The sequence below is a fragment of the Burkholderia seminalis genome, assembly GCF_001718535.1.
Taxonomy (GTDB): Bacteria; Pseudomonadota; Gammaproteobacteria; order Burkholderiales; family Burkholderiaceae; genus Burkholderia; species Burkholderia seminalis.
On sequence record NZ_CP013398.1, the window covers coordinates 1284293 to 1305458 of the forward strand.

Sequence of the window (21166 nt, forward strand, 5' to 3'; positions counted from 1 at the left end):
CAACTTGGTGAACGGCTGCGTGGAATTGGTGCCTCGATACCGCGTGGTGCGGCATTCCGGTGAATCGTGCACGGGTGACGGAGCGGGCGACGACGATTGGTGACCGCACGATTTGCACGTGCGTGGTGCGGTGCGTGCTGAACTGGTGCGTGCGGCGGGCGAGGCGATGCGATGTGGTGCGCCGTGGCGCACCGATCTGGCGCGTCAGTGACGGGCGAACAGCGTGGGCGGCCGGCGCAGCCGCCACGCGCATGCCGACCAGTAGGCGGCGACGGTCGACAGCCCGAGCGCGGCGAACACGAGGGCCGCGAAGCCGGCGAGCGACTGGCCGTCGCCGTCGGCGCCGAGGATGCCTTCCGCGATGATCAGCGCGGCCGTCCAGAAACCGATCACGGCCTGCGTGAGCAGGCGCGCGGATGCGACGCGGCGCGGGCGCCCGGATTCGGCCAGGCGGGGCGCCGACGGCGCGCGCAGGCACAGGAACAGGGTGGCGGCGAGCAGCGTGGCCAGAACGATGAACCAGTCGACGAGAAAAGCCATAAGAAAAAAGGGACACGTACGAAGCGGATTGAGGCGTGCCCACTTTAGTGGCGTAGCGCCTGCGATTGAATCAGACGAATCCGAAATTGAAAGGCATTTTTAATGGCTGGTCGTCATTTGGCCTGTTCCACAGGCGGTATCATCGACACCGGTCCAACCACAAGGCCGTGCGACGCACGGCCGGAGATTTGCTGATGAACATGAAGACATCGCGGGCGCGTCGCGTGCCCGGGTCCGTACTGGCGGCGGTGGCCGCCGGTGCGCTGCTGTTGCTCGCGGGCTGCGAGAAGTCCGGCGCGCCGGCCACGCAAGCCGATACGGCCGCCAGCGCGGCCGCCGATGCCGCGAACAACGCGGCCAAGGCGCTCGACCAGGTCGCGAGCACCGTCAACCAGCAGATCAACGCCGCGAAGGCCGGCATCGCTTCGGCGGCGTCGGCCGTGCCGCCGCTGTCCGCGAGCGGTCTCGCGTCGGCCGCGCAGGCGCAGATCGACGCGGCCGCTTCCGCGGTCGTCGCGCATGCGGCCTCCGAAGCCGGTGCGAAGATCGCGGAAGCCGGCAAGAAGCTGCAGCAGTGGAGCCAGCAGAACGCGTCGGGCGCCAAGCCCGCGAGCGGGGAATGACGCGGGCTTGCACGATCCACGAAATGTAATTATCATGATTACATATGTCGCCGGTCGCGGTTCGGGCCGGTGTCGCCGAGTGAGTGAGGAATGAATACCAGCAGCCGGTTCGCGTTTGCCGTCCACGTGCTCGCCTTGCTGTCGATGCAGGAAGGGGTGCCGCTGTCGTCGGACATCATCGCGGGCAGCGTGAATACGAATCCGGCGCTGATTCGCCGGTTGCTGTCGATGCTGGCAGCCGCGGGGCTGACCACGTCGCAGCTCGGCGCGGGCGGCGGCGCGTTGCTGGCGCGCGAGCCCGGCGAGATCACGCTGCTCGACGTGTATCGCGCGGTCGACGACGCGCAACTGTTCGCGCTGCATCGCGAGGCACCGAATCCCGCGTGCCTCGTCGGGCGGCACATCCAGGTCGCGCTGACCGGCTATATCGGCGATGCGCAGCGCGCGATGGAGGCATCGCTCGCCACGCGCACGCTCGTCGACGTCACGGCCGACATGCTGGATCTCGAGCGGCGCACGCAACAGGCGGCAGCCGGCAGGTAGCCGGCGGCAGGCAGGGCAGGAAGCCGGACGGCGCGCAGGTGCGGGTGTCCGGTGCAACGGGGGCTTCGCCCCGTTTTTTTCGATCTTATCTGTAATTAACTGTGTTACATATTTTCTGACTGGAGAATCGCCATGACGCAACGTTCGTTGAAAATCGCGCTGTTCGGCGCCACCGGCATGATCGGCTCGCGCATCGCGGCGGAAGCCGTACGACGCGGCCACCGCGTGACCGCGCTGTCGCGCCATCCGGGCACGGCCGGCGACGGCATCACCGCGCAGGCGGCCGACCTGTTCGACGCGGCCAGCATCGCGGCCGCGCTGCCGGGGCATGACGTGGTCGCGAGCGCGTACGGTCCGAAGCAGGACGATGCGGCGAAGGTCGTCGGGGCCGCGCAGGCGCTGGTCGCCGGCACGCGCCAGGCCGGCCTGAAGCGGCTCGTCGTGGTCGGCGGCGCCGGTTCGCTCGAAGTCGCGCCGGGCAAGCAGCTGGTCGACAGCGAAGGTTTCCCTGACGCGTACAAGGCGGTCGCGCTGGCCCATCGCGACGCGTTCGACTACCTGAAGACGGTCACCGATCTCGACTGGACCTTCCTGGCGCCGGCCGCGCTGATCGCGCCGGGCGAGCGCACGGGCACGTTCCGCACGGGCGCCGGCAAGCTGATCGTGGACGCGCAGGGCAATAGCAAGATCTCGGCGGAAGACTACGCGGTCGCGTTCGTCGATGCGCTCGAGCAGGACAGCTTCGTGTGCGAGATCGCGACGGTCGCGTATTGAGCGGCGTGACGACCGGCGGCGTGTGAGCGCCGGCCGGGGCGTGGCGTACAAGCCGCGGCGCGTAACAAGGTCGGGCGATGCCATCCTCACGGGCGGCGTCGCCTGTTTCGTTTGGCGTGGCGAGCACGTGGCGGATCGGTATTTATACCGGTCGACGCGGCGAAGCCGTTTTCATACTGTTCCCCGTTGTGCAGGATGAATAGAATAAATTTCTATCTACGAGGGACTGGAGAAATGGACGCCATCGATCGCAAGCTGCTGGAACTGCTGCAGGCCGATGCCACATTGCCGATCGCGGAACTGGCGCAGCGCGTGAACCTGTCGCAGACGCCATGCTGGAAGCGCGTGCAGCGGCTCAAGGAGACCGGCGCGATTCGTGCGCAGGTTGCGCTGTGCGATCCGCGCAAGCTCGGCGTCGGCACGACCGTGTTCGTCGCGATCCGCACGAACCAGCACACCGAGGAATGGGCGCAGCGTTTCACGCAGGCCGTGCGCGACATGCCGGAAGTGGTCGAGGTCTACCGGATGAGCGGCGAGACCGATTACCTGCTGCGCGTCGTGGTGGCCGGCATCGACGACTACGATCGGGTCTACAAGCAACTGATTCGCACGGTGCCGCTGTTCGACGTCAGCTCGTCGTTCGCGATGGAGCAGATCAAGTATTCGACCGCGCTGCCTGTGCGCGATCTCGCGGAGCCGGCGTAGCGCGTCGAGGACGCGGCACGGAGGCTGACGGTGTCGCGCGACGCGGCCGCGGCACGGCGTCAGCGGCCGCGTGCCAGTGCGCGTGCGCGTTCGTCGGCGAGCGCGTCGCGGCGCACGAAATCCGCGACGAATGCGCTCGCTGGATGATGGTGCAGCGCGTACGGCGTGTCCCATTGCGCGAGCCGGCCGTCCTTCATCACGCCGATCCGGTCGGCGATCGCGAACGCTTCGGCCTGGTTGTGCGTGACGAGGATCGCGGTGTGGCCCGTGCGTTTCAGGATGTCGCGCAGCTCGAACGCGAGCCGCTCGCGCGTATCGACGTCGAGATTCGAGAATGGCTCGTCGAGCAGCAGCAGCTCCGGGGACGGCGCGAGCGCGCGGGCGAGCGCGACGCGTTGCTGCTGGCCGCCCGACAACTCGTGCGGATAGGCGCCGCCGGAATCGGCGAGGCCGACGAGTTCGAGCATTTCGGCGACACGCAGGCGCCGTTCGATCTTCGGCATGCGCCGCAAACCGAAGGCGACGTTGTCGGCCGCGCTGAGGTGCGGGAACAGCGCATAGTCCTGGAACATCATGCCGATGCGCCGCCGCTCCGGCGGCACCTCGAACGACGATGCCGCGACGGGCCTGCCGTCCAGCATGATGCGCCCCATGCGAACGGGCTCGAAGCCGGCGATCGCGCGCAGCACGGTCGTCTTGCCGCAGCCCGACGCGCCGAGCAGGCAGCCGATGTCGCCGCGCGGCAGCGCGAGGCTCAGCCCGTCGACCACCGTGCGGCGGCCGTGCGGCGTGTCGTAGGCGATGCAAAGGTCATCGAGTTCAAGCAGGTTCACGGGTTCAGGCTCCGATCTTGTGGCGGGTGCGGGCGAGCAGGATCACGGGCACGAGCCCGGCCAGCACGATCGCGAGCGCGGCGACCGCGCCTTCTTCGTAGGTGCCGCGTGCGGCTTCCGCATACAGCCAGGTCGCGAGCGTGTCGAAATTCAGCGGACGCAGCAGCAGCGTGGCCGGCAATTCCTTCATCGCGTCGACGAACACCAGCAGCGCGCTTGTCGTGAGCGCGGGCCGCAGCAGCGGCAGGTGGACGCGGCGCAGCGTGCCGCCGGCCGTCTCGCCGAGCGAGCGCGCCGCCTGTTCGAGCGACGGCGGAATGCGCGCGAGACCGGCCTCGATGCTGCCGGCCGGGATCGCCAGAAAGCGCACCGCATAGGCGATCACGAGCGCGGTGACCGAACCCATCAGCAGCAGCCCGTCGCGGCCGAGCGCCGCGCCGAACAGCCGGTCGGCTGCCGCGAACGGAATCAGCAGGCCGATCGCGAGCACGGTGCCCGGTACCGCATAGCCGAGGCTCGCGATCCGCGCGCACAGGCGGGCAGGGCCCGCGCGGGCGCTGTCGCGTTGCGCGCGCGCGGCCCACGCGACGACGAGCCCGCAGGCGAGCGTCGCGGCGGTGGCCGCGGTGGCGATCGTCAGCGTGTTCGTGAGCCCCGTCAGCAGTTGCGCGGACACGCCGCCGACGAGATGCAGCCGCTTGCCGGTCTCCACCGCGAGGTACGCGGCCGGTGCGCCGAAACCGAGCAGCACGGGCAGCCAGCCGAACACGGCGGCGCCGAGCGCGGCCGCGCCGGTGAGGCGGCGCGGCGCGATCGGCCGCATGCGCCGGCCATGCGCGTAGCGCTGGCGGCGGCGCCCATGACGTTCGAGCACGATCATGCCGACGACGATCGCGAGCATCGCCAGCGCGATCTGCGCGGCACCGGCGAGGTCGGAGCGCGTGATCCACGTCGTGTAGACCGACACGGTCAGCGTCTGCACGCCGAGAAATTCCGACGCGCCGATGTCGTTCAGCGTTTCGAGCAGCGCGAGGCTCACGCCGACCGCGATCGCGGGCCGCGCGAGCGGCACGACGACGCGCCAGAACGTCGCGACGCGTCCCGCGCCGAGCGTGCGCGCGGCCTCGAGCAGGCTCGCGGACTGCGTGACGAACATCGCGCGCGTGCTCAGGTACACATACGGATACAGCACGAAGCCGAGCACGAAGATCGCGCCGGGCAGCGAGCGCAGGTCCGGCAGGCGGAACTGGCGCGGGCTGTCGAAGCCGAGCAGCCAGCGGATCGCGCCCTGGACGGGGCCGATCGGATGCAGCAGGTCGAGATACGCGAATGCGACGATGTAGGTCGGCACCGCGAGCGGCAGCAGCAGCGCCCACGTCAGCATCCGGCGACCGGGAAAATCGTACGCGGTGACGAGCCACGCGCAGCCGGTGCCGACGATCGACACGATCGCGCCGACACCCGCGAGCAGCAGCAGCGTATTGACGAGCGCCTGCGGCAGCACGAATTCGGCGAGATGACGCCAGTGCGCGAGATCGGCGTCGAACGCGGCGGCCACGAGCACCGCGAGCGGCGCCGCGACCGCCGCGGCGACCGCCAGCGCCGCGAGCAGCCACAGGCTGCCCGCGCGCGGGCGCAGACGCAGCCGGGATGGCGCGCGGTACGCGCCGGACGATGCGGCGTCAGTTGTCAAAGCCGACCTTGTCGACGAGCTGGCTCGCCTGCTTGCGATGCTTCGCGATGTCCGCCAGCGGCAGCGGGTCGACCTTCAGCGCGCCGAAACTCGCGATCACCGGATCGAGCTTCACGTTCGCGCGTACCGGGTATTCGTAGTTCGCTTGCGCGTACAGCGCCTGCGCTTCCGGCGACACGAGGTATTCGAGCAGCTTCACCGCGTTGGCCTTGTGCGGCGCGTGCTTTGCGACCGTCGCGCCGCTGATGTTCACGTGCGTGCCGCCGCTCTTCGCGTTCGCGAACGTCGGGCGTACGACCTTGATCGCGTCGCCCCACTTGCGCGCGTCGCTGCCGGCTTCCGCGTTCTTCATGTGGCCGACGTAGTACGCGTTCGCGAGGCCGACGTCGCAGATGCCGCCGAGGATGTCGCGCGCGACGTCGCGGTCGCCGCCCGTCGCCTTGCGCGCGAGGTTCGCCTTCACGCCGCGCAGCCATTTCTCGGTCGCGGCCTCGCCGTCGTGCGCGATCATCGCCGCGACGAGCGCCGTGTTGTACGGATGCTGGCCCGAGCGGATGCAGACCTTGCCCTTCCATTTCGGATCGGCGAGATCCTCGTAGCGGAATGCGTCGACCTTCAGGTCCTTCTCGACGTACAGCACACGGTCGCGCAGCGACAGCGCGTACCAGTCGCCGTTCGTGCCGCGCAGGTTCGCGGGAATCGCGTCGTCGAGCGCCTTCGAGCGTACTGGCTGCGTGACGCCACCGTCGACCAGGTCGAGCAGGTTGCCGACGTCGACCGTCATCAGCACGTCGGCCGGCGACTGCGCGCCTTCCGCCTTCACGCGCTCGAGCAGGCCGTCCTTCACGAACACCGTGTTGACCTTGACGCCGCTCTGCTTCGTGAAGGCATCGATGAGCGGCTGGATCAGCTTGGGTTCGCGGGTGGTGTACAGGCTCACTTCCTCGGCCGCCTGGGCAAGCGGCGCGAAGGCGGCCGCGGCCAGGGCGAGGGCGCCGGCGAGCGGCAGCAGGCGGGTGCGCGGATTCGACATGGTGACTCCGGTGGGACGGGTGGACGAAGGAAATATTACAAAATGAAAGATTCTGGATTCTAAATCGAAATGGGAACGATTACCAACTGAAAGCGTGCGGAAAGCAGCGGGGGATGGGCGTAACGGCGATCGGAAACGGGACGTCGCAGCGCGGGCGCAAGCGCGTAGAATGCGCGCTTCGATGAATTTGACGGAGACGCACCGAACATGAACGATCAGCGCAAGAAGAACCCTGTTCGCAACGTGAGCATCCTGATCGTCGTGGCCGTGCTCCTCGTGATCGGGACGATCCTGTACAACGCGATTTCGCAGAAGCGGGCGTACGACGAGGCCCATCCGGCCGAGGCCGCGAGCGCGGCATCGCACTGACGTGCCGGTACGCGGCCCGGCCGGGCCGCGCACGCGGGGCATGCGAAGGGGCGCAATCCGCGGCTTCCGGCGCGACGGGCGCCGCGCGGGGCCTTGACGGCAGCGGGCGCCGAACGAGGCGCGCCGCGCATTCGGGTCAGCCGTGCGTCAACGTGACGCAGGGGCGAATTTCGGGCGGATCCGTGCGTAGAACACGGCCGCGAGCAGCGCGAGCCATGCCGCGCCGACATACAGCGCGACACGCGTATCCTCGAACCAGCCGAGCATCACGATCACGAAACCCATGAACGCGATCGTCAGCGCCGGCGCGGCCGGCCACAGCGGCACCTTGAACTTCAGCGCGGCGACTTCCGCGCTCGACAGGCGGCGGCGCATCGCGACCTGCGACAGCAGGATCATCAGCCAGACCCATACGGTCGCGAACGTCGCGATCGCGGCGACCACCAGGAACACGTCCTTCGGCATCAGGTAGTTGAGCAGCACGCCGACGAGCAGCGCGCCGGCCATCACGAGCACCGTGACCCACGGCACGCCGTGCCGCGACGTCGTCATCAGCACGCGCGGTGCCTGGCCCTGTCGCGCCATCCCGAACATCATGCGGCCCGCGCCGAAGATGTCGCTGTTGATCGCCGAGATCGCCGCGCTGATCACGACCAGGTTGAGGATCGTGGCAGCCGACTTCACGCCGAGCGCCGAGAAGATCTGCACGAACGGGCTACCGTCGCTGCCGACGCCTGTCCACGGGCTGATCGACATCAGCACGACCATGGTCAGCACGTAGAACAGCAGGATGCGCGCGGGCACCGCGTTGATCGCGCGCGGAATCACGCGTTCCGGATCCTTCGCCTCGCCGGCGCTCATCCCGATCACCTCGATCCCGCCGTACGCGAAGATCACGACCGACAGCGACGCGACCAGCCCGCCGATGCCGTTCGGCAGGAAGCCGCCATGGTTCCACAGGTTCGCGAACGTCGGCACGTCGGCCGAATGGCCGAAGTGCATGCCGGACAGCAGGATCGCGACGCCGCCGCCGATCATCGCGACGATCGCGCCGACCTTGATGATCGACAGCCAGAATTCGAGCTCGCCGAACACCTTCACGTGGCACAGGTTCAGCCCGCAGATGATCGCGACGACGCCGAGCACCCAGATCCATTGCGGGACATCCGGAAACCAGAAGCCCATGTAGATGCCGAACGCGGTGATGTCGGCGATCGCGACGATCACCATTTCGAGCGTGTAGGTCCAGCCGGTGACGAAACCCGCGAACGGGCCGAGGTTCTCGGTCGCGTAATGGCCGAACGAGCCGGCGACGGGTTCGCGCACGGCCATCTCGCCGAGCGCGCGCATCACCATGTAGACGGCCGCGCCGCCCAGGATGTACGCCAGGATCACGGCCGGGCCCGCGAGCTGGATCGCGGACGCCGAGCCGTAGAACAGGCCCGTGCCGATCGCCGAGCCGAGCGCGAGAAAGCGGATGTGCCGCGCGCTCAGGTGGCGCTGCAAGTTTTTCATCGAGTCTCCGATATCGTTATGCGACGGACCGGGCGAGCGGGGCCGGTCCGATTGGCTCAAGTTGTCTATACAACTTGAATGTGAACGAATGATAACAAGCCGGGCCGGGTGACCGGAATCGGGTATTCCCTGACTGGCGCGGCGAGCGGGAAGGGGCGTGGGGCGGTCGCGCGACGGATGCGCGGGCCGCGTGGAGCGGGCGGGTCATGCTTCGGGGATCGCTGAGTCGGGGCGCGCCGGTGGCCGACGCGCGGCGTGCGCGGGCCGGCCCGCCGGCGCGGGTGGTCGGGGTCAGGCGGGCAGGCGGATCACGCTCGCATCCTTGCGGATCAGCAGCGACGACGCAAGCATCTGCTTGCATTGGTGGGCAAGCACTTTCAGGTCGTGCGTGAGCTCGGCGCCGACCGCATCGGATTTCTCCGCGGACACGACCATCGCGTCGAGATCGCGCGTGATCTGCTTCGACGCTTCGAGCTGGTCGGCGGGCGGCGGCTCGCCGGCCTCGGCCTTCTCGAGATTGTCGAGCACGGCGGCGAGGCCGCGATGCAGCGCATCGTCGTGCTCGATGCTGCCGTCGGCCGAGCACGCGTTGCGGATCAGCGGCGCGGCGGCCGTGATCTGCGCGCCGAGCACGTGCGTCTGCACGAGCAGGTCGTTCAGTTCGGGCACGAAACGCTGATGCGCCTTCGGCTCGATCATCATCCGCTGGAACGCCTGCCCGAGGTTCGCGAACGCGATGTGCACGTCCTTGCGCGCCAGGCGGTAGCGGTAGTCGTCGTCGAGGCTCGTGGCCGGCGTTTCGACCGCCGCGGCGACGACCGGCACGACGGCGGCGCCGTCGGCGGCGGGCACGGGCGGCGACGACGCGCCACGCCCGGCGCGCCACACGGCCTCGAAATACTTGCGGGTCGCGGTGAGCATGTCGGCGACCTGCTTGCCCATCAGCCGGTATTCCCAGTACGGGAACAGCCGGCTCGCGGCGATCGCGATCATGCAGCCGACCACCGTGTCGATCGCGCGCTCGCCGATGATCCGCATGCTGCCCGGTGCGAGCAGGTGAAACATCAGCAATACGTACGACGACGTGAACACGACGCTTGCCGCGTAATTGAACAGCAGCAGGCTGTAGCTCATCACCATCGACCCGAACATGATCGCGATCAGCAGGTGCGGCTCCTTCACCGTGTAGATCAGCGCGATGCTCGCCGCGCAGCCGATCAGCGTGCCGATGATCCGCTGCGCGTTGCGCTGCTTGGTCAGCGAGTAGCCGGGCTTCAGGATGATGATGGTCGTCATCACGATCCAGTACGCGTTCGTGAGCGGCAGCAGCCGGCCGATCCAGAAGCCGACCGCCACCGCGATCGTCACGCGCAGCGCGTGGCGAAAGCTCGGCGAGCGCATGTTCAGGTTCGAGAAGATCAGCAGCGGCGACATCCGGCGGCGCTGCAGGAAGCGCGTGAGCGCCTTGTCGATCTTCAGTTCGGTTTGCTGCGGATCGGCGTGGCCCGACAGGTTGCGGCGCATCCGGTCGATCAGGCGCGTCGCGCTCCAGATGCGCCGGAACGTCGCGAGCACGGCCGCGTACGCTTCCGCGTTGGTGGCCGCGAAGTTCTTCTTGCGCATCAGCTCGATCTCGTACTCGATCGCGCGCAGCTCGGCCTTCACGCTGATCCGCGAATGCGGCGCGCGGTTCTCGAGCACCGCGAGGCCAATCTCCTCGAGATCGGCGGCCGCCTTGCGGATCAGGTCGCGGTAGAAAATGATCAGATCCGAGCCGCCGAACGTGTTGCGCACCAGCGGGTAGTCGGTGTGGGCGCCGACGAACAGCTCGTGCAGGTCGACGCTGTTGATGAACAGGTTGTACATCGTCGTGCGGCCGGGATCGAGCTTGCCGCGCCGCAGCTTCGGCAGGTTGCGCAGCACGATGTCGCGCGCGGTTTCCTGCGTTTCGACCGCGGTGATCTGCCGCGCGACCAGGTTGCGGTAGCATTCGTCGAGATCGGCGTCGAGATCGTAGAACTGTGCGCGCGCCAGCAGGTAGTCGGCACAGGCGAACAGGCTCTCGGCCAGCGCTTGCTGCTCGATCCGGCGCGCCTGCCATCGCGACACGAGCGTGGCCCAGTACGTGTACCAGAGGCCGCCCGCGAGAATCCAGCCGGCGTTGATGAACGCCTGCAGCGGCGTGAACTTCTCCTCGAGCGTCATCACCATCATGAACAGCGTCGCGAAGCTGATTTGGGGCCAGCGGTTGCCGTAGACGACGATCAGCGACAGCACGAACGTGAGCGGCACGATCGTGAGCCACAGCGCGAAGATGTTCGGTGTCGCGAGGCCGGTGGCGAGCGCCGCGAGGAAGCCGATCACGCTGCACGCGAGCATTTCGTTGTGCTTGTACTTGAGCGGACCCGGCATGTCGACGACGCAGGCGCCGAGCGCGCCCGTCGAGATCGTGAAGCCGAGTTCGCGGTTGTGAAACACGATCAGGCACAGCACGGCCGGCAGCGAGACGCCGACCGCGATCCGCAGGCCGCCGAAAAAGTACTGGCTGTAGAAAAACTTTCTGATTTCGACCGAATAGCGCATCGATGGGCTGAATGGCAGACGAAGACGCCGGGGCGGCGTATTGACTGGCGACGAGTCTATCGTATTTCGCGGTCCGCAAAACCTGGCTTTCCGGCAGAGGTTCGCGGCGGCGGTCCATTTGCTATCCTTGGTGATCCTGTTCGCCCGGCCCGGCCGGGGCGAGGTTCCGACGCCCGCTTCATGCTCCATCTCTTCTATTCGAACCGTCACGAGACGCTGGCCGACGCGCTGCTCGAGGATCTGGCCGCGTTCCCGGCCCGCAACGGCCCGTGGGCGCCGCAACAGGTCATCGTGCCGAGCGCGGCGCTGCGCCGTCGTCTCGAGCTCGACATCGCCGCACGCAACGGCGTGTGCGCGAACGTCGAGTTCACGTATCTCGCGCAGTGGCTGTGGGCGCAGATCGGCCGCGTGATGGAGGTGCCCAAGCGTTCGCCGTTCGCGCCCGACCGTCTCGTGTGGCGCTGCTACCGGCTGCTCGCGCAGGCGGCCGGCGGCGCGCCATGGCTCGCCTCGCCACGGCTGGCCGCGTACCTGTCCGCCTCCGACGATGCGATGCGCTACGAGCTCGCGCACCGCGTCGCGGCCGTGCTCGATCATTACCTGACCTATCGCCCCGAATGGCTGGCCGCCTGGCAGGCCGGCGAATCCGTGCTCGCGGGCGACGCCGCGCCGCGCGGGATCAGCGACGCCGCACGCGACGACGAGCGCTGGCAGGCCGCGCTGTGGCGCGCGCTGCTCGCCGAGCTGAGCGACAGCGGCACGCCGCCCGCGCACCGTTTCCTCGTCGAGGCGCGCCATCTCGATGCTGAAACGGTCGCGCGCGCGGACTGGCCGGAATCGGTCAGCGTGTTCGCGCTGCCGACGATGCCGCCGCTGCACGTCGCGTTGCTGCGCGAGCTGTCGCGCTGGATCGACGTGCGCGTCTATGCGCTGAACCCGTGCCGCGAATTCTGGTTCGACATCGTCACGGCCGCGCACGCCGAGACGCTCGATGCGGCCGGGCGGCTCGACTATCAGGAAGTCGGCCATCCGCTGCTCGCCGAGTGGGGCCGGCAGACGCAGGCGCAGCTGCACATGCTGCACGAGCTGACTGAAAGCGCCGCGTCGGGCGATGCCTCGCGCTTCGTCGAGAATCCCGCGCCCACGTGGCTCGCACGCGTGCAGAACGCGATCCTCGAGCTGCGGCCGGAGGCCGAAACCGGCGACACGCCGGCCGAGCGCGGCATCGAGGTGCACGTGTGCCACAGCCTCGCGCGCCAGCTCGAGGTGCTGCACGACCGCCTGCTCGCGTGGTTCGACGCCGATGCGAGCCTGCAGCCGTCCGACGTGCTGGTCGCGGTGGCCGACCTCGCGGCGGCCGGGCCGCTGATCGATGCGGTGTTCGGCACGGCCGGCGCCGGCGGCGCGCGCGTGCCTTACCGGATCACCGGCCTGCCGCCGTCGCAGGCGAACCCGGTCGCCCGCGTGCTGCTCGACTGGCTCACGTTGCCGGAACGGCAGGTCGGCGCGCCGGAGTTGGTCGAATGGCTGCGCGTCGATGCGGTGGCCGCGCGATACGACATCGACGCGGCCGCGCTCGAGACGGTGCAGACCTGGCTCGCGGCCGCCGGCGCGCGGCGCGGGCTGTCGCCGCTCGTCAGCGGCGACGCGGCCGTGCCCGCGCCGCGCCATACGTTCTCCGATGCGCTCGCGCGGCTTTTTCTCGGCTATGCGATGCCGGAAGGCGCGGCGCCGATCGGCGCGTGGCTGCCGATCGAGGCGGCCACGGGCAGCGAGGCCGAACTGCTCGGCCGGCTGGCGCGCTTTACCGACGATCTCGACGGCTTCGCGCGTCGCCTGGCCGAATCGCACACGCCGAGCGGCTGGAGCGAACTGTTCGCCGATACGCTCGCGCGCTTCTTCGATTCGGGCGCCGCATATGCGGACGCGCTGGCCGGCGTGCGCGATGCGCTCGACGCGATGCTGGCCGCGATGACGGAAGGGGCGCCCGACGAAGCGTTGCCGGCCGCGGTCGTCCGCGCGGGGCTGGCCGCGGCGCTCGACGATCCGGCGCGCGGCGGGGTGCCGTGGGGCGGCGTCACGTTCTCGTCTCTGACGAGCCTGCGCGGGCTGCCGTATCGCGTCGTCTGTCTGCTCGGGATGGACGACGGCGTGCTGCCGAGCCTCGCGCGCGCGGACGAATTCGACCTGATGGCCGTGTTGCCGAAGCTCGGCGACCGGCAGCGCCGCGACGACGAGCGCAACCTGTTTCTCGACCTGCTGCTGGCCGCGCGCGACCGGCTGCTGATCGCCTATACGGGCCGCAGCATCCGCGACAACGCGCCGTTGCCGCCCGCGGCGCTCGTCGACGAACTGCTCGATCATCTGGCGATCGTCACGGCCGGGCCCGACGCCGCGCCGGACGCCGTCGATGCCGCGCGGCGCGCGTTCATCGTCGAGCATCCGCTGCAACCGTTCGCGGCCGCGTATTTCCAGCCCGGCAGCGCGCTCGTGTCCTACGACGCCGAGCGGGCGACGCTCGCGTCGCTGCTCGCCGCCGAAGCGTCGCGCGACGGCCCGCGCGAATTGCCGTTCTTCGCGCAGCCGCTGCCGGCCGAACCGGTCGAGCCCGTCGCGTTCAGCGAATTCGAACGCTTCTGGCGCCATCCGGCGCGCGCGTTGCTGCGCGGCCGGCTCGGCATCGTGCTTGCCGACGCGCAGGCCGAACTGCTCGATACGGAACCGTTCTCGCTCGACTTCGCCGGCAGTGATGCGCTCGCCGAGCGCGTGTTGCCGCTGTTGATCGAATCGGACGAGGGCACGGTGCATGACCACGCGCTGCGCATTGCCGATGCGAGCCCCGAACTGCCGGGCGGCGCGACGGGCACGGTGTGGCGTGATCAGGCGCTCGGCTCGATGACGCAGCTTGCGTCGAGCGTGCGCCGCGCGCTGGCCGACGGCATCGAGCGGCGGCCGTTCTCGCTCACGGTCGTGCCGGCATGGCCCGATACGGAGCAGGCGTTGTTCGGCACGGACGACGCGATGCTGTCGGCCGACGCGGTGAGCGCGCCGCTCGAATTGCAGGGCACGCTGAACCGGTTGACGCCGGCCGGGCAGATCATCTATCGCTACGCACGACCGAGCGCGCGCGACTATCTGTCCGCATGGCTCGCGCATCTCGTGTACTGCGCGGTCGAGCCCGGCGGGCCGCGCCGCACGCTGTGGTTCGGCAGCGGCGGCGCGTTCGAGCTGACGCCCGTCGCGGCGCCGCTGGAACGGCTCGCGCCGCTTGCCGCGCTGTTCCGCGCGGGGCGGCGGATGCCGCTGCGGTTCTTTCCGCGCAGCGCATGGGCGCGGGTGTCCGACGGCGAGGCCAAGGCCGCGAGCGTGTGGATCAACGAACGTGTCGTGAGCGAAGCGGACGATCCGGCGATCGCGATCGCATGGCGCGGTGCGCACCCGTCGCTCGACGAGCCGTTCGGCACATTGGCGCGGCTCGTGTTCGAGCCGCTGATCGAGCATCTGAAGGAGGTTGCATGAGCGCCGTGTCGCAGCCGCAGCAGGCGCTCGAACTCGACGTGTTCGCGTGCCCGCTCGACGGCGTCAACCAGATCGAGGCATCGGCCGGCACCGGCAAGACCTGGAACATCTGCGCGCTGTACGTGCGCCTGCTGCTCGAGAAGGATCTCGGCGCGGACGAAATCCTCGTCGTGACCTTCACGAAGGCGGCGACGGCCGAGCTGCACGAGCGGGTTCGCAGCCGGCTCGCGCAGCTTGCGCACGCGCTCGATACGGGCGACGACGGCGGGGACCCGTTCATCTCGCGCCTGCTCGAGACCACGCTCGGCGCAGACGGCGTGCTCGATTCCGAGACGGCCGCGAAGCGCATCCGGCGCGCGCTGCGCGCGTTCGACCAGGCCGCGATCCATACGATTCACGCGTTCTGCCAGCGTGCGTTGCAGGAAGCGCCGTTCGCCGCCGCGATGCCGTTCGCGTTCGACATGGAGGCCGACGATGCGTCGCTGCGCTTCGAACTCGCGGCGGATTTCTGGCGCACGCGCGTCGAACCGGCGGCCGCGCGCTGGCCGGGTTTCGCGACCTGGCTCGTCGAATCGGGCGCCGGCCCGGCCGCGCTCGATGCGCAGCTCGCGCGCCGGCTGAAGAAGCCGCTCGCCGCGCTGCGCTGGGACGGCGTGACCGAGCCGGACGAGTCGGCCGAGGCCGCCGCGGCCGAATGCTTCGCCGAGGCGGCGCGGCTGTGGGCGGCCGAGCGCGAGACGATCGACGCGTTGCTGCGCGCGGCGCAGCCCGCGCTCAACCAGCGCTCGCACAAGCCCGATGCGGTCGCCGATGCGCTGGCCGCCTGGACGGCGCATTTCGCGCAGGGCGACGCGACGGCCGCGCTGCCGAAAGCCGCGCTGAAGCTCACGCAATCCGCGCTGACGAAGGCGACGAAGAAAGGCGGCGTGACACCCGAGCACGCGTTCTTCGACGTCGCCGATGCGCTCGAAGCCGCGGTGGCCGCCGCCGAGGCCACGCAGCGCGCGCGCTGGCTCGCGCTGATCGCCGACTGGCTCGACGTGGCGCCGGGCGAGCTGGCCGAGCGCAAGCGCACGCGGCGCGTCGTGTCGTTCGACGATCTGCTGGCGAACCTGTACCACGCGCTGCGTGCGCATCCGTGGCTCGCCGAGACGTTGCGCGCACGCTATCCGGCCGCGCTGATCGACGAGTTCCAGGATACCGACCCGCTGCAGTTCGCGATCTTCGACCGGATCTTCGCGCCGGGCGGCCCGCTGTTCCTGGTCGGCGATCCGAAGCAGGCGATCTACAGCTTCCGCGCGGCCGATCTGCATACCTATCTGGCGGCGCGCGCACGGGCGAGCGCGTGCTACACGCTCGCGGTCAACCAGCGTTCGACGCCCGCGATCGTCGACGCATGCAACCGCTTCTTCATGTCGAATCCGCGCGCGTTCGTGCTCGACGGGCTCGACTATTACGCGGTGCGTGCCGGCACGCGCGTGCGCGCGCCGTTCGTCGACGAAACCGATCCGGGCCCGTCCGGCGACTTCCGGGTCTGGGCATTGCCGGGCGGGGAAGGCACGTTGCTCAAGCGCGATGCGCAGGCACAGGCCGCGCAGGCGTGTGCCGCCGAGATCGCGCGGCTGATGCGCGGCGCGCGCGAAGGGCAAGTGCGGCTCGGCGACACGCCGCTGTCGCCGGGCGACATCGCGGTGCTCGTGCAGACGCACCGGCAGGGCAGTCTCGTGAAACGCGTGCTCGCCACCTGGGGCATCGGCAGCGTCGAGCTGGCGCAGGCGTCGGTGTTCTCGACCGGCGACGCCGAGCAGCTCGAACGCGTGCTGGCGGCGATCGATGCGCCGGGCGACCTGCGGCGCCTGCGCGCGGCGCTCGCATCCGACTGGTTCGGCCTCGATGCCGGTGCGCTGTGGCGGATGGAGCAGGGCGACGGCGATGCGTCGAGCGGCGCGTCCGACAGCACCGACGCGATGAGCTGGGTCGAGCGCTTCTCGCGCTATCGGCTGGTGTGGCGCGAACGCGGTTTCGCGGTGATGTGGCGCACGTTCACGCGCGAGCTGCGGATCGCCGAACGGCTGATGGCCGGTGCGGACGGCGAGCGTCGTGTGACCGACATCAACCATCTGGCCGAACTGACGCAGGCGCGCGCCTCCGCGCAGCCGGGCATCGCGCCGACGCTGCGCTGGCTCGCCGCGCAACGGCTCGACGGCGGCGGCGAGGAAGCGCAGCTGCGGCTCGAATCCGATCGCAACCTCGTGCAGATCGTGACGGTGCACAAGTCGAAGGGGCTTGAATACGCAATCGTGTTCTGTCCGTTCCTGAACGACGGCGGATTGCGCGAACCGCCTGCGTCCGCGTTGCCCGATGCGCGCGAGTATCACGACGAAGCGGGCGACGCCGTGCTGCATTACGGATGCGACGACGAGGCGGCCGCGCACGCGGCGCGGCAGGCGTTGCGCGAGCAGGCCGCGGAACGCGCGCGGCTCGTCTACGTGGCGCTCACGCGTGCGGTCTATCGTTGTTATGTCGTTGCCGGGCCGTACCTGTCGTCGCGCTCGACGCGCGAAGCGCGGCGCAGCGTGCTCAACTGGCTCGTCGCCGGCGCCGGCCAGTCGTTCGATGCGTGGCTCGACGAACCGCCCGACGAGGCTGCGCTCGAGGCGGCGTGGCGCGCGCTCGCGGGCGGCCCCGTGAGCGTCGCGCCGCTGCCCGTGCCCGCGCGCCGCGAGCGTCTCGCGGCGGGGCACGACGCCTCGCAGGCGCTCGCGGCGCGCCACGCGACGCGTGTGCTGCGCGACGCGTGGCGGATGGCGAGCTTCAGCTCGCTGACCGCGTCGATGGCGCGCGAGGAGGCGGGCGTCGCGGCCGTGCCCGACGACGAACTGCGGCCCGATCACGATGCGCTTGCCGAGGTGACGCCGGACGGCGAATGGCACTTCTCGGAGCCGGCCGCGGCGGAACCGCCGGACGACGACATCCTCGTGTTCCCGCGCGGGGCCGCGGCCGGCGAATGCCTGCACCGCCTGTTCGAACTCAGCCGCTTCACGGAGCCCGAGTCGTGGCACGCGGCCGCGCTCGGCGCGCTGCATGACCGGCCGGTCGAGGCGGAGCCCGAGCTCGCTACCCGGCTGCCGGCGATGATGGCGCAGCTGGTCGACGATGTCGTGCACACCGAGCTCGTGCCGGGCATGCGGCTCGCCGATCTCGATCCGGCGAAGCGGCTCGACGAAATGGGGTTCCTGTTCCCGGCGCCGTCGCTCGACCTGGCGGCGCTGCGCCGCTTGCTGGTCGCGCACGGCTATCCGGACGTCGCACTGGAGGCGGGCACGCTCGCCGGTTTCATCAAGGGTTTCATCGACATGATCGTCGAACACGACGGCCGCTTCTGGATCGTCGACTGGAAGTCGAACCATCTCGGCACGACGCCGGATGCCTACGGCCCGCGCGCGCTCGACGTCGCGATGGCCGATCACGCGTATCACCTGCAGGCGCTGCTCTACACGGTCGCGCTGCATCGCTACCTGCGCGGACGGCTGCCCGACTACGACTACGATACGCACATCGCGGGCTACCTGTACCTGTTCGTGCGCGGCGTGCGGCCCGGCTGGCGCAGCGGCGGCGAGCCGTCCGGCGTGCATGCCCGCCGGCCCGCGCGTGCGCTCGTCGAGGCCCTCGACCGCATGATGGAAGGGAGGCGCGCATGAACGCGTCGGACGACACGCTCGAATTCACCGGCGGCCTCGTCGCGCGGCTGCCCGAGCCGGCCGATTTCGGCATCGCGCTTGCGGAAGGCTTCGCGCGTCGCATCGGCGATCTCGCGCGGCGCGCCGGCGCGCCGTCGGCCGCGGCACGCTGGGCGGCGCGCGCCGCGTTCGCGACGAGCCGCGCGACGGCCGGCGGCCACGTGTGCGTCGCGCTCGGCGCACTCGCGCAGCGCTACGAAACCCCGCTCGACGAGGTGCGCGCCGCGCTTGCCGCGAGCGGCGTGGTCGCGTTCGGCACGCTGGCGCGCGGCGACGAGCGGCCGCTGATCGTCGACCGGCACGATCACCTGTACCTGTCGCGCTATTTCGATTACGAACGGCGGCTTGCCGATGCGCTCGTCGCACAGGCCGGGGTTGCCGGTCCGGACGAAGGCCTGTCGCCCGACCGGCTGCGCGACAGTCTCGCGCGCTATTTCGGGCCGGCCAACGGCGAAGTCGACTGGCAGCGCGTGGCGGCGATCGTCGCGCTGACGGGCCGCGTGACGATCGTCAGCGGCGGCCCCGGCACGGGCAAGACGACGACGGTCGTCGGCGTGCTGGCCTGCCTGCTCGACGCGCACCCGGGGCTGCGCATCGCGCTGGCCGCACCGACCGGCAAGGCCGCGCAGCGGATGCAGGAAGCGCTGCATGCACGGGCCGGCGACCTGCCGCCCGAACTCGCGGCACGCCTGCCCGACACGTCGTATACGCTGCACCGGCTGCTGGGCGGCGGCGGGGCGGCCGGCTTCCGCCATCATCGCGACAATCCGTTGCCGTACGACCTGATCGTCGTCGACGAGGCGTCGATGATCGACGTCGCGCTCGCCGCGCATCTGCTCGACGCGCTTGCGCCGGGCGCACGGCTCGTGCTGCTCGGCGACAAGGATCAACTGGCCGCGGTCGAAGCGGGGGCCGTGTTCGCCGAGTTGAGCGCGCGGCCCGCCTTTACGGCCGCGGCGCGCACGCGCATCGCACAGGCGCTCGGTATCGACGAGGCGACGTTCGTCGCGGCGTTGCCGGTGCCGGACGAAGCCGCAATCGCCACCGCGGCGGGCGTGCCGGCCGCACGTCCGGCTTCCGTTTCGGCGCAGGCGTTGCCTTCGGCATCGGCTTCCGTTTCCCGCAAACCGGCGTCGCGGCAGAAGGCCGATCCGCGACAGGCATCGCTCTTCGACGACGAACCGCAGGATGACGAGGTTTCGTCGGCCGAGATCGTATCGCCACCGCCGGTAGTCCCGGCGCCGGCCGATGTCGGCGGCACCGTTACCGCGGGGGAGACACCCGCATGGATCGAAGTCGACGAACTCGCATGGCTCGATGCCGTCGAGCTGCCGCCGTTCGACGCGGGCGACGCGGCGCTCGCATCGGTGACGGCAGCGACCTCCGCATCGACCGGCGAAGTCGACGCCGCAGCCGCCGTCGCGCGCGCGCCGGCGCCGCTCGCGGACTGCGTCGTCTGGCTCGAACGCAACTACCGTTTCGGTCTCGATTCACCGATCGGGCGGCTGTCGGTCGCGATCCGCGGCGGCGACGTGCAGGCCGCACTGGATGCGCTGCCCGCCGACGATACGGCCGCCGCGTCGTTCCACGACGATGCGGGCGATACGCTTGCATCGTCGACGGTCGAGCGGCTCGCACGGCGGTTCGGCGCTTACCTCGACGCGTTGCGCGCCGCGCTGGACGCGCCGGTGCCCGATCCGCTGCCGCTGTTCGATGCGCTTAACCGGTTCCGGATCCTGTGCGCGACCCGCAACGGCTCGCGCGGCGCGGAGCACGTCAACGCGCTGGTGGCCGCGCACGTGCGGCACGCGGCGCGCGTGCCGCTCGCGGTCGGCGCGCACTGGTTCACCGGGCGGCCGATCATGGTGACGCGCAACGACTACGCGCTCGGGCTGTTCAACGGCGACATCGGCATCGCGTTGCCCGATGCGCACGGCGTGCTGCGCGTGTGGTTCCGGCGCGCGGACGGCACCGCGCGTGCGGTGTCGCCGGCCGCGCTGCCGCCGCACGAGACGGCGTTCGCGCTGACCGTCCACAAATCGCAGGGCTCGGAATTCGACGAAGCCGCGCTCGTGCTGCCGGCCTCGTTCAGCCGGGTGCTCACGCGCGAGCTGGTCTATACGGCCGTCACGCGTGCGCGCACGCGGGTGCAGGTGATCGGGCCGCGGCGCGTGCTGGCGCAGGCGGTCGCAACACGCACGCAGCGCGATTCGGGGCTCGCGGCGCGCGTCGACGAAGCGCTCGCGCGACACCGCACGGAGGTTTCGCGATGATGATCCGCTATACGCTCGATCCGGCCGAGGTCGAATGGACGGCCGTGCGCGCACAGGGCGCGGGCGGGCAGAACGTGAACAAGGTGTCGAGTGCGATTCACCTGCGCTTCGACATCCGTGCGTCGTCGCTGCCGCCGGTGATCAAGGAGCGGCTTCTCGCGCTGTCCGACCAGCGCATCACGCGCGACGGCATCGTCGTGATCAAGTCGCAGGAATACCGCACGCAGGAGAAGAACCGCGAGGCCGCGCTGGCGCGACTCGATTCGCTGATCTCCAGCGTCGCGTTTACGCCGCGCGCACGCGTGGCGACGCGGCCGACGCGTGCGTCGAAGGAGCGGCGGCTCGAACACAAGTCGCGCCGCAGCGTGGTGAAGTCCGGAAGAGGGAAGGTGATCGACTGACGAATGAACGGCCGGCGGCGCG

15 protein-coding genes are annotated in these 21166 nt (G+C 70.0%); 9 read left to right on the top strand and 6 right to left on the bottom strand.

What is annotated here, in order from left to right:
• Positions 1–204: 204 nt before the first annotated feature.
• Positions 205–540: a hypothetical protein gene (locus tag WJ12_RS05900; protein WP_059560640.1), complete on the bottom strand. Its 336-nt coding sequence runs from the start codon at positions 538–540 to the stop codon at positions 205–207.
• A gap of 194 nt (positions 541–734) precedes the next feature.
• Between WJ12_RS05900 and WJ12_RS05905 the strand changes: the two genes are divergently transcribed.
• The 4 genes from WJ12_RS05905 to WJ12_RS05920 all read left to right on the top strand — a co-directional run bounded on the left by WJ12_RS05905 (position 735) and on the right by WJ12_RS05920 (position 3185).
• Positions 735–1163, top strand: coding sequence for a hypothetical protein (locus WJ12_RS05905; protein WP_034186569.1), 429 nt, complete (start codon positions 735–737; stop codon positions 1161–1163).
• A 90-nt stretch (positions 1164–1253) separates the two neighbouring features.
• Positions 1254–1706 carry an Rrf2 family transcriptional regulator gene (locus WJ12_RS05910; protein WP_034186570.1) on the top strand — a complete coding sequence of 151 codons (453 nt, stop codon included), beginning with the start codon at positions 1254–1256 and terminating at the stop codon, positions 1704–1706.
• Positions 1707–1838: 132 nt separating this feature from the next.
• Positions 1839–2480, top strand: coding sequence for an NAD(P)-dependent oxidoreductase (locus WJ12_RS05915; protein WP_069245601.1), 642 nt, complete (start codon positions 1839–1841; stop codon positions 2478–2480).
• Between the two features lie 234 nt (positions 2481–2714).
• Complete coding sequence (locus WJ12_RS05920; RefSeq protein WP_006484401.1) at positions 2715–3185, top strand: Lrp/AsnC family transcriptional regulator; 471 nt, start codon at positions 2715–2717, stop codon at positions 3183–3185.
• Positions 3186–3244: 59 nt separating this feature from the next.
• On the opposite strand, the gene WJ12_RS05925 is transcribed toward WJ12_RS05920, so the two are convergent.
• The 3 genes from WJ12_RS05925 to WJ12_RS05935 are packed head-to-tail and all read right to left on the bottom strand — an operon-like array spanning position 3245 to position 6744.
• Positions 3245–4018, bottom strand: coding sequence for an ABC transporter ATP-binding protein (locus WJ12_RS05925; protein WP_069245602.1), 774 nt, complete (start codon positions 4016–4018; stop codon positions 3245–3247).
• Between the two features lie 4 nt (positions 4019–4022).
• Positions 4023–5711: an ABC transporter permease gene (locus tag WJ12_RS05930; RefSeq protein WP_059560632.1), complete on the bottom strand. Its 1689-nt coding sequence runs from the start codon at positions 5709–5711 to the stop codon at positions 4023–4025.
• Positions 5701–6744 (bottom strand): Fe(3+) ABC transporter substrate-binding protein, encoded by a 1044-nt coding sequence (locus tag WJ12_RS05935; protein WP_059560629.1) that lies wholly within the window; start codon positions 6742–6744, stop codon positions 5701–5703. The genes WJ12_RS05930 and WJ12_RS05935 overlap by 11 nt, the downstream gene beginning before the upstream one ends.
• Positions 6745–6951: 207 nt before the next feature.
• On the opposite strand from WJ12_RS05935, the gene WJ12_RS35805 reads away from it, so the two are divergent.
• Positions 6952–7113 (top strand): hypothetical protein, encoded by a 162-nt coding sequence (locus WJ12_RS35805; RefSeq protein WP_009688068.1) that lies wholly within the window; start codon positions 6952–6954, stop codon positions 7111–7113.
• Between the two features lie 147 nt (positions 7114–7260).
• On the opposite strand, the gene WJ12_RS05940 is transcribed toward WJ12_RS35805, so the two are convergent.
• A complete protein-coding gene (locus tag WJ12_RS05940) occupies positions 7261–8628 on the bottom strand; it encodes an amino acid permease (protein ID WP_034186575.1) in 1368 nt (455 codons plus the stop codon).
• A gap of 291 nt (positions 8629–8919) precedes the next feature.
• On the bottom strand, positions 8920–11211 hold the full coding sequence (locus tag WJ12_RS05945; protein ID WP_059560627.1) for an FUSC family protein: 2292 nt from the start codon (positions 11209–11211) through the stop codon (positions 8920–8922).
• Between the two features lie 180 nt (positions 11212–11391).
• Between WJ12_RS05945 and recC the strand changes: the two genes are divergently transcribed.
• From recC to arfB, 4 genes are read left to right on the top strand one after another with little or no spacing between them, the layout of a single operon-like run.
• Positions 11392–14730 carry an exodeoxyribonuclease V subunit gamma gene (gene recC / locus WJ12_RS05950; protein WP_059560624.1) on the top strand — a complete coding sequence of 1113 codons (3339 nt, stop codon included), beginning with the start codon at positions 11392–11394 and terminating at the stop codon, positions 14728–14730.
• Entirely contained in the window at positions 14727–18431 is a 3705-nt protein-coding gene (recB, locus tag WJ12_RS05955; protein ID WP_059560621.1) for an exodeoxyribonuclease V subunit beta, read from the top strand. The genes recC and recB overlap by 4 nt, the downstream gene beginning before the upstream one ends.
• On the top strand, positions 18428–20743 hold the full coding sequence (locus WJ12_RS05960) for an AAA family ATPase (protein ID WP_059560618.1): 2316 nt from the start codon (positions 18428–18430) through the stop codon (positions 20741–20743). The genes recB and WJ12_RS05960 overlap by 4 nt, the downstream gene beginning before the upstream one ends.
• A complete protein-coding gene (arfB, locus tag WJ12_RS05965; protein ID WP_034186580.1) occupies positions 20740–21144 on the top strand; it encodes an alternative ribosome rescue aminoacyl-tRNA hydrolase ArfB in 405 nt (134 codons plus the stop codon). Before WJ12_RS05960 ends, arfB begins: the two co-directional genes overlap by 4 nt.
• The last annotated feature ends 22 nt before the right edge of the window (positions 21145–21166 follow it).

What these genes read in the sequence shown, in the direction of transcription:
- WJ12_RS05910 (WP_034186570.1), top strand. Translation starts at nt 1,254, where the DNA reads ATGAATACCAGCAGCCGGTTCGCGTTTGCCGTCCACGTGCTCGCCTTG.
- WJ12_RS05905 (WP_034186569.1), top strand. Translation starts at nt 735, where the DNA reads ATGAACATGAAGACATCGCGGGCGCGTCGCGTGCCCGGGTCCGTACTG.
- WJ12_RS35805 (WP_009688068.1), top strand. Translation starts at nt 6,952, where the DNA reads ATGAACGATCAGCGCAAGAAGAACCCTGTTCGCAACGTGAGCATCCTG.
- WJ12_RS05945 (WP_059560627.1), bottom strand. Translation starts at nt 11,211, where the DNA reads ATGCGCTATTCGGTCGAAATCAGAAAGTTTTTCTACAGCCAGTACTTT.
- WJ12_RS05960 (WP_059560618.1), top strand. Translation starts at nt 18,428, where the DNA reads ATGAACGCGTCGGACGACACGCTCGAATTCACCGGCGGCCTCGTCGCG.
- WJ12_RS05940 (WP_034186575.1), bottom strand. Translation starts at nt 8,628, where the DNA reads ATGAAAAACTTGCAGCGCCACCTGAGCGCGCGGCACATCCGCTTTCTC.
- recC (WP_059560624.1), top strand. Translation starts at nt 11,392, where the DNA reads ATGCTCCATCTCTTCTATTCGAACCGTCACGAGACGCTGGCCGACGCG.
- WJ12_RS05935 (WP_059560629.1), bottom strand. Translation starts at nt 6,744, where the DNA reads ATGTCGAATCCGCGCACCCGCCTGCTGCCGCTCGCCGGCGCCCTCGCC.
- WJ12_RS05900 (WP_059560640.1), bottom strand. Translation starts at nt 540, where the DNA reads ATGGCTTTTCTCGTCGACTGGTTCATCGTTCTGGCCACGCTGCTCGCC.
- recB (WP_059560621.1), top strand. Translation starts at nt 14,727, where the DNA reads ATGAGCGCCGTGTCGCAGCCGCAGCAGGCGCTCGAACTCGACGTGTTC.
- WJ12_RS05920 (WP_006484401.1), top strand. Translation starts at nt 2,715, where the DNA reads ATGGACGCCATCGATCGCAAGCTGCTGGAACTGCTGCAGGCCGATGCC.
- WJ12_RS05915 (WP_069245601.1), top strand. Translation starts at nt 1,839, where the DNA reads ATGACGCAACGTTCGTTGAAAATCGCGCTGTTCGGCGCCACCGGCATG.
- arfB (WP_034186580.1), top strand. Translation starts at nt 20,740, where the DNA reads ATGATGATCCGCTATACGCTCGATCCGGCCGAGGTCGAATGGACGGCC.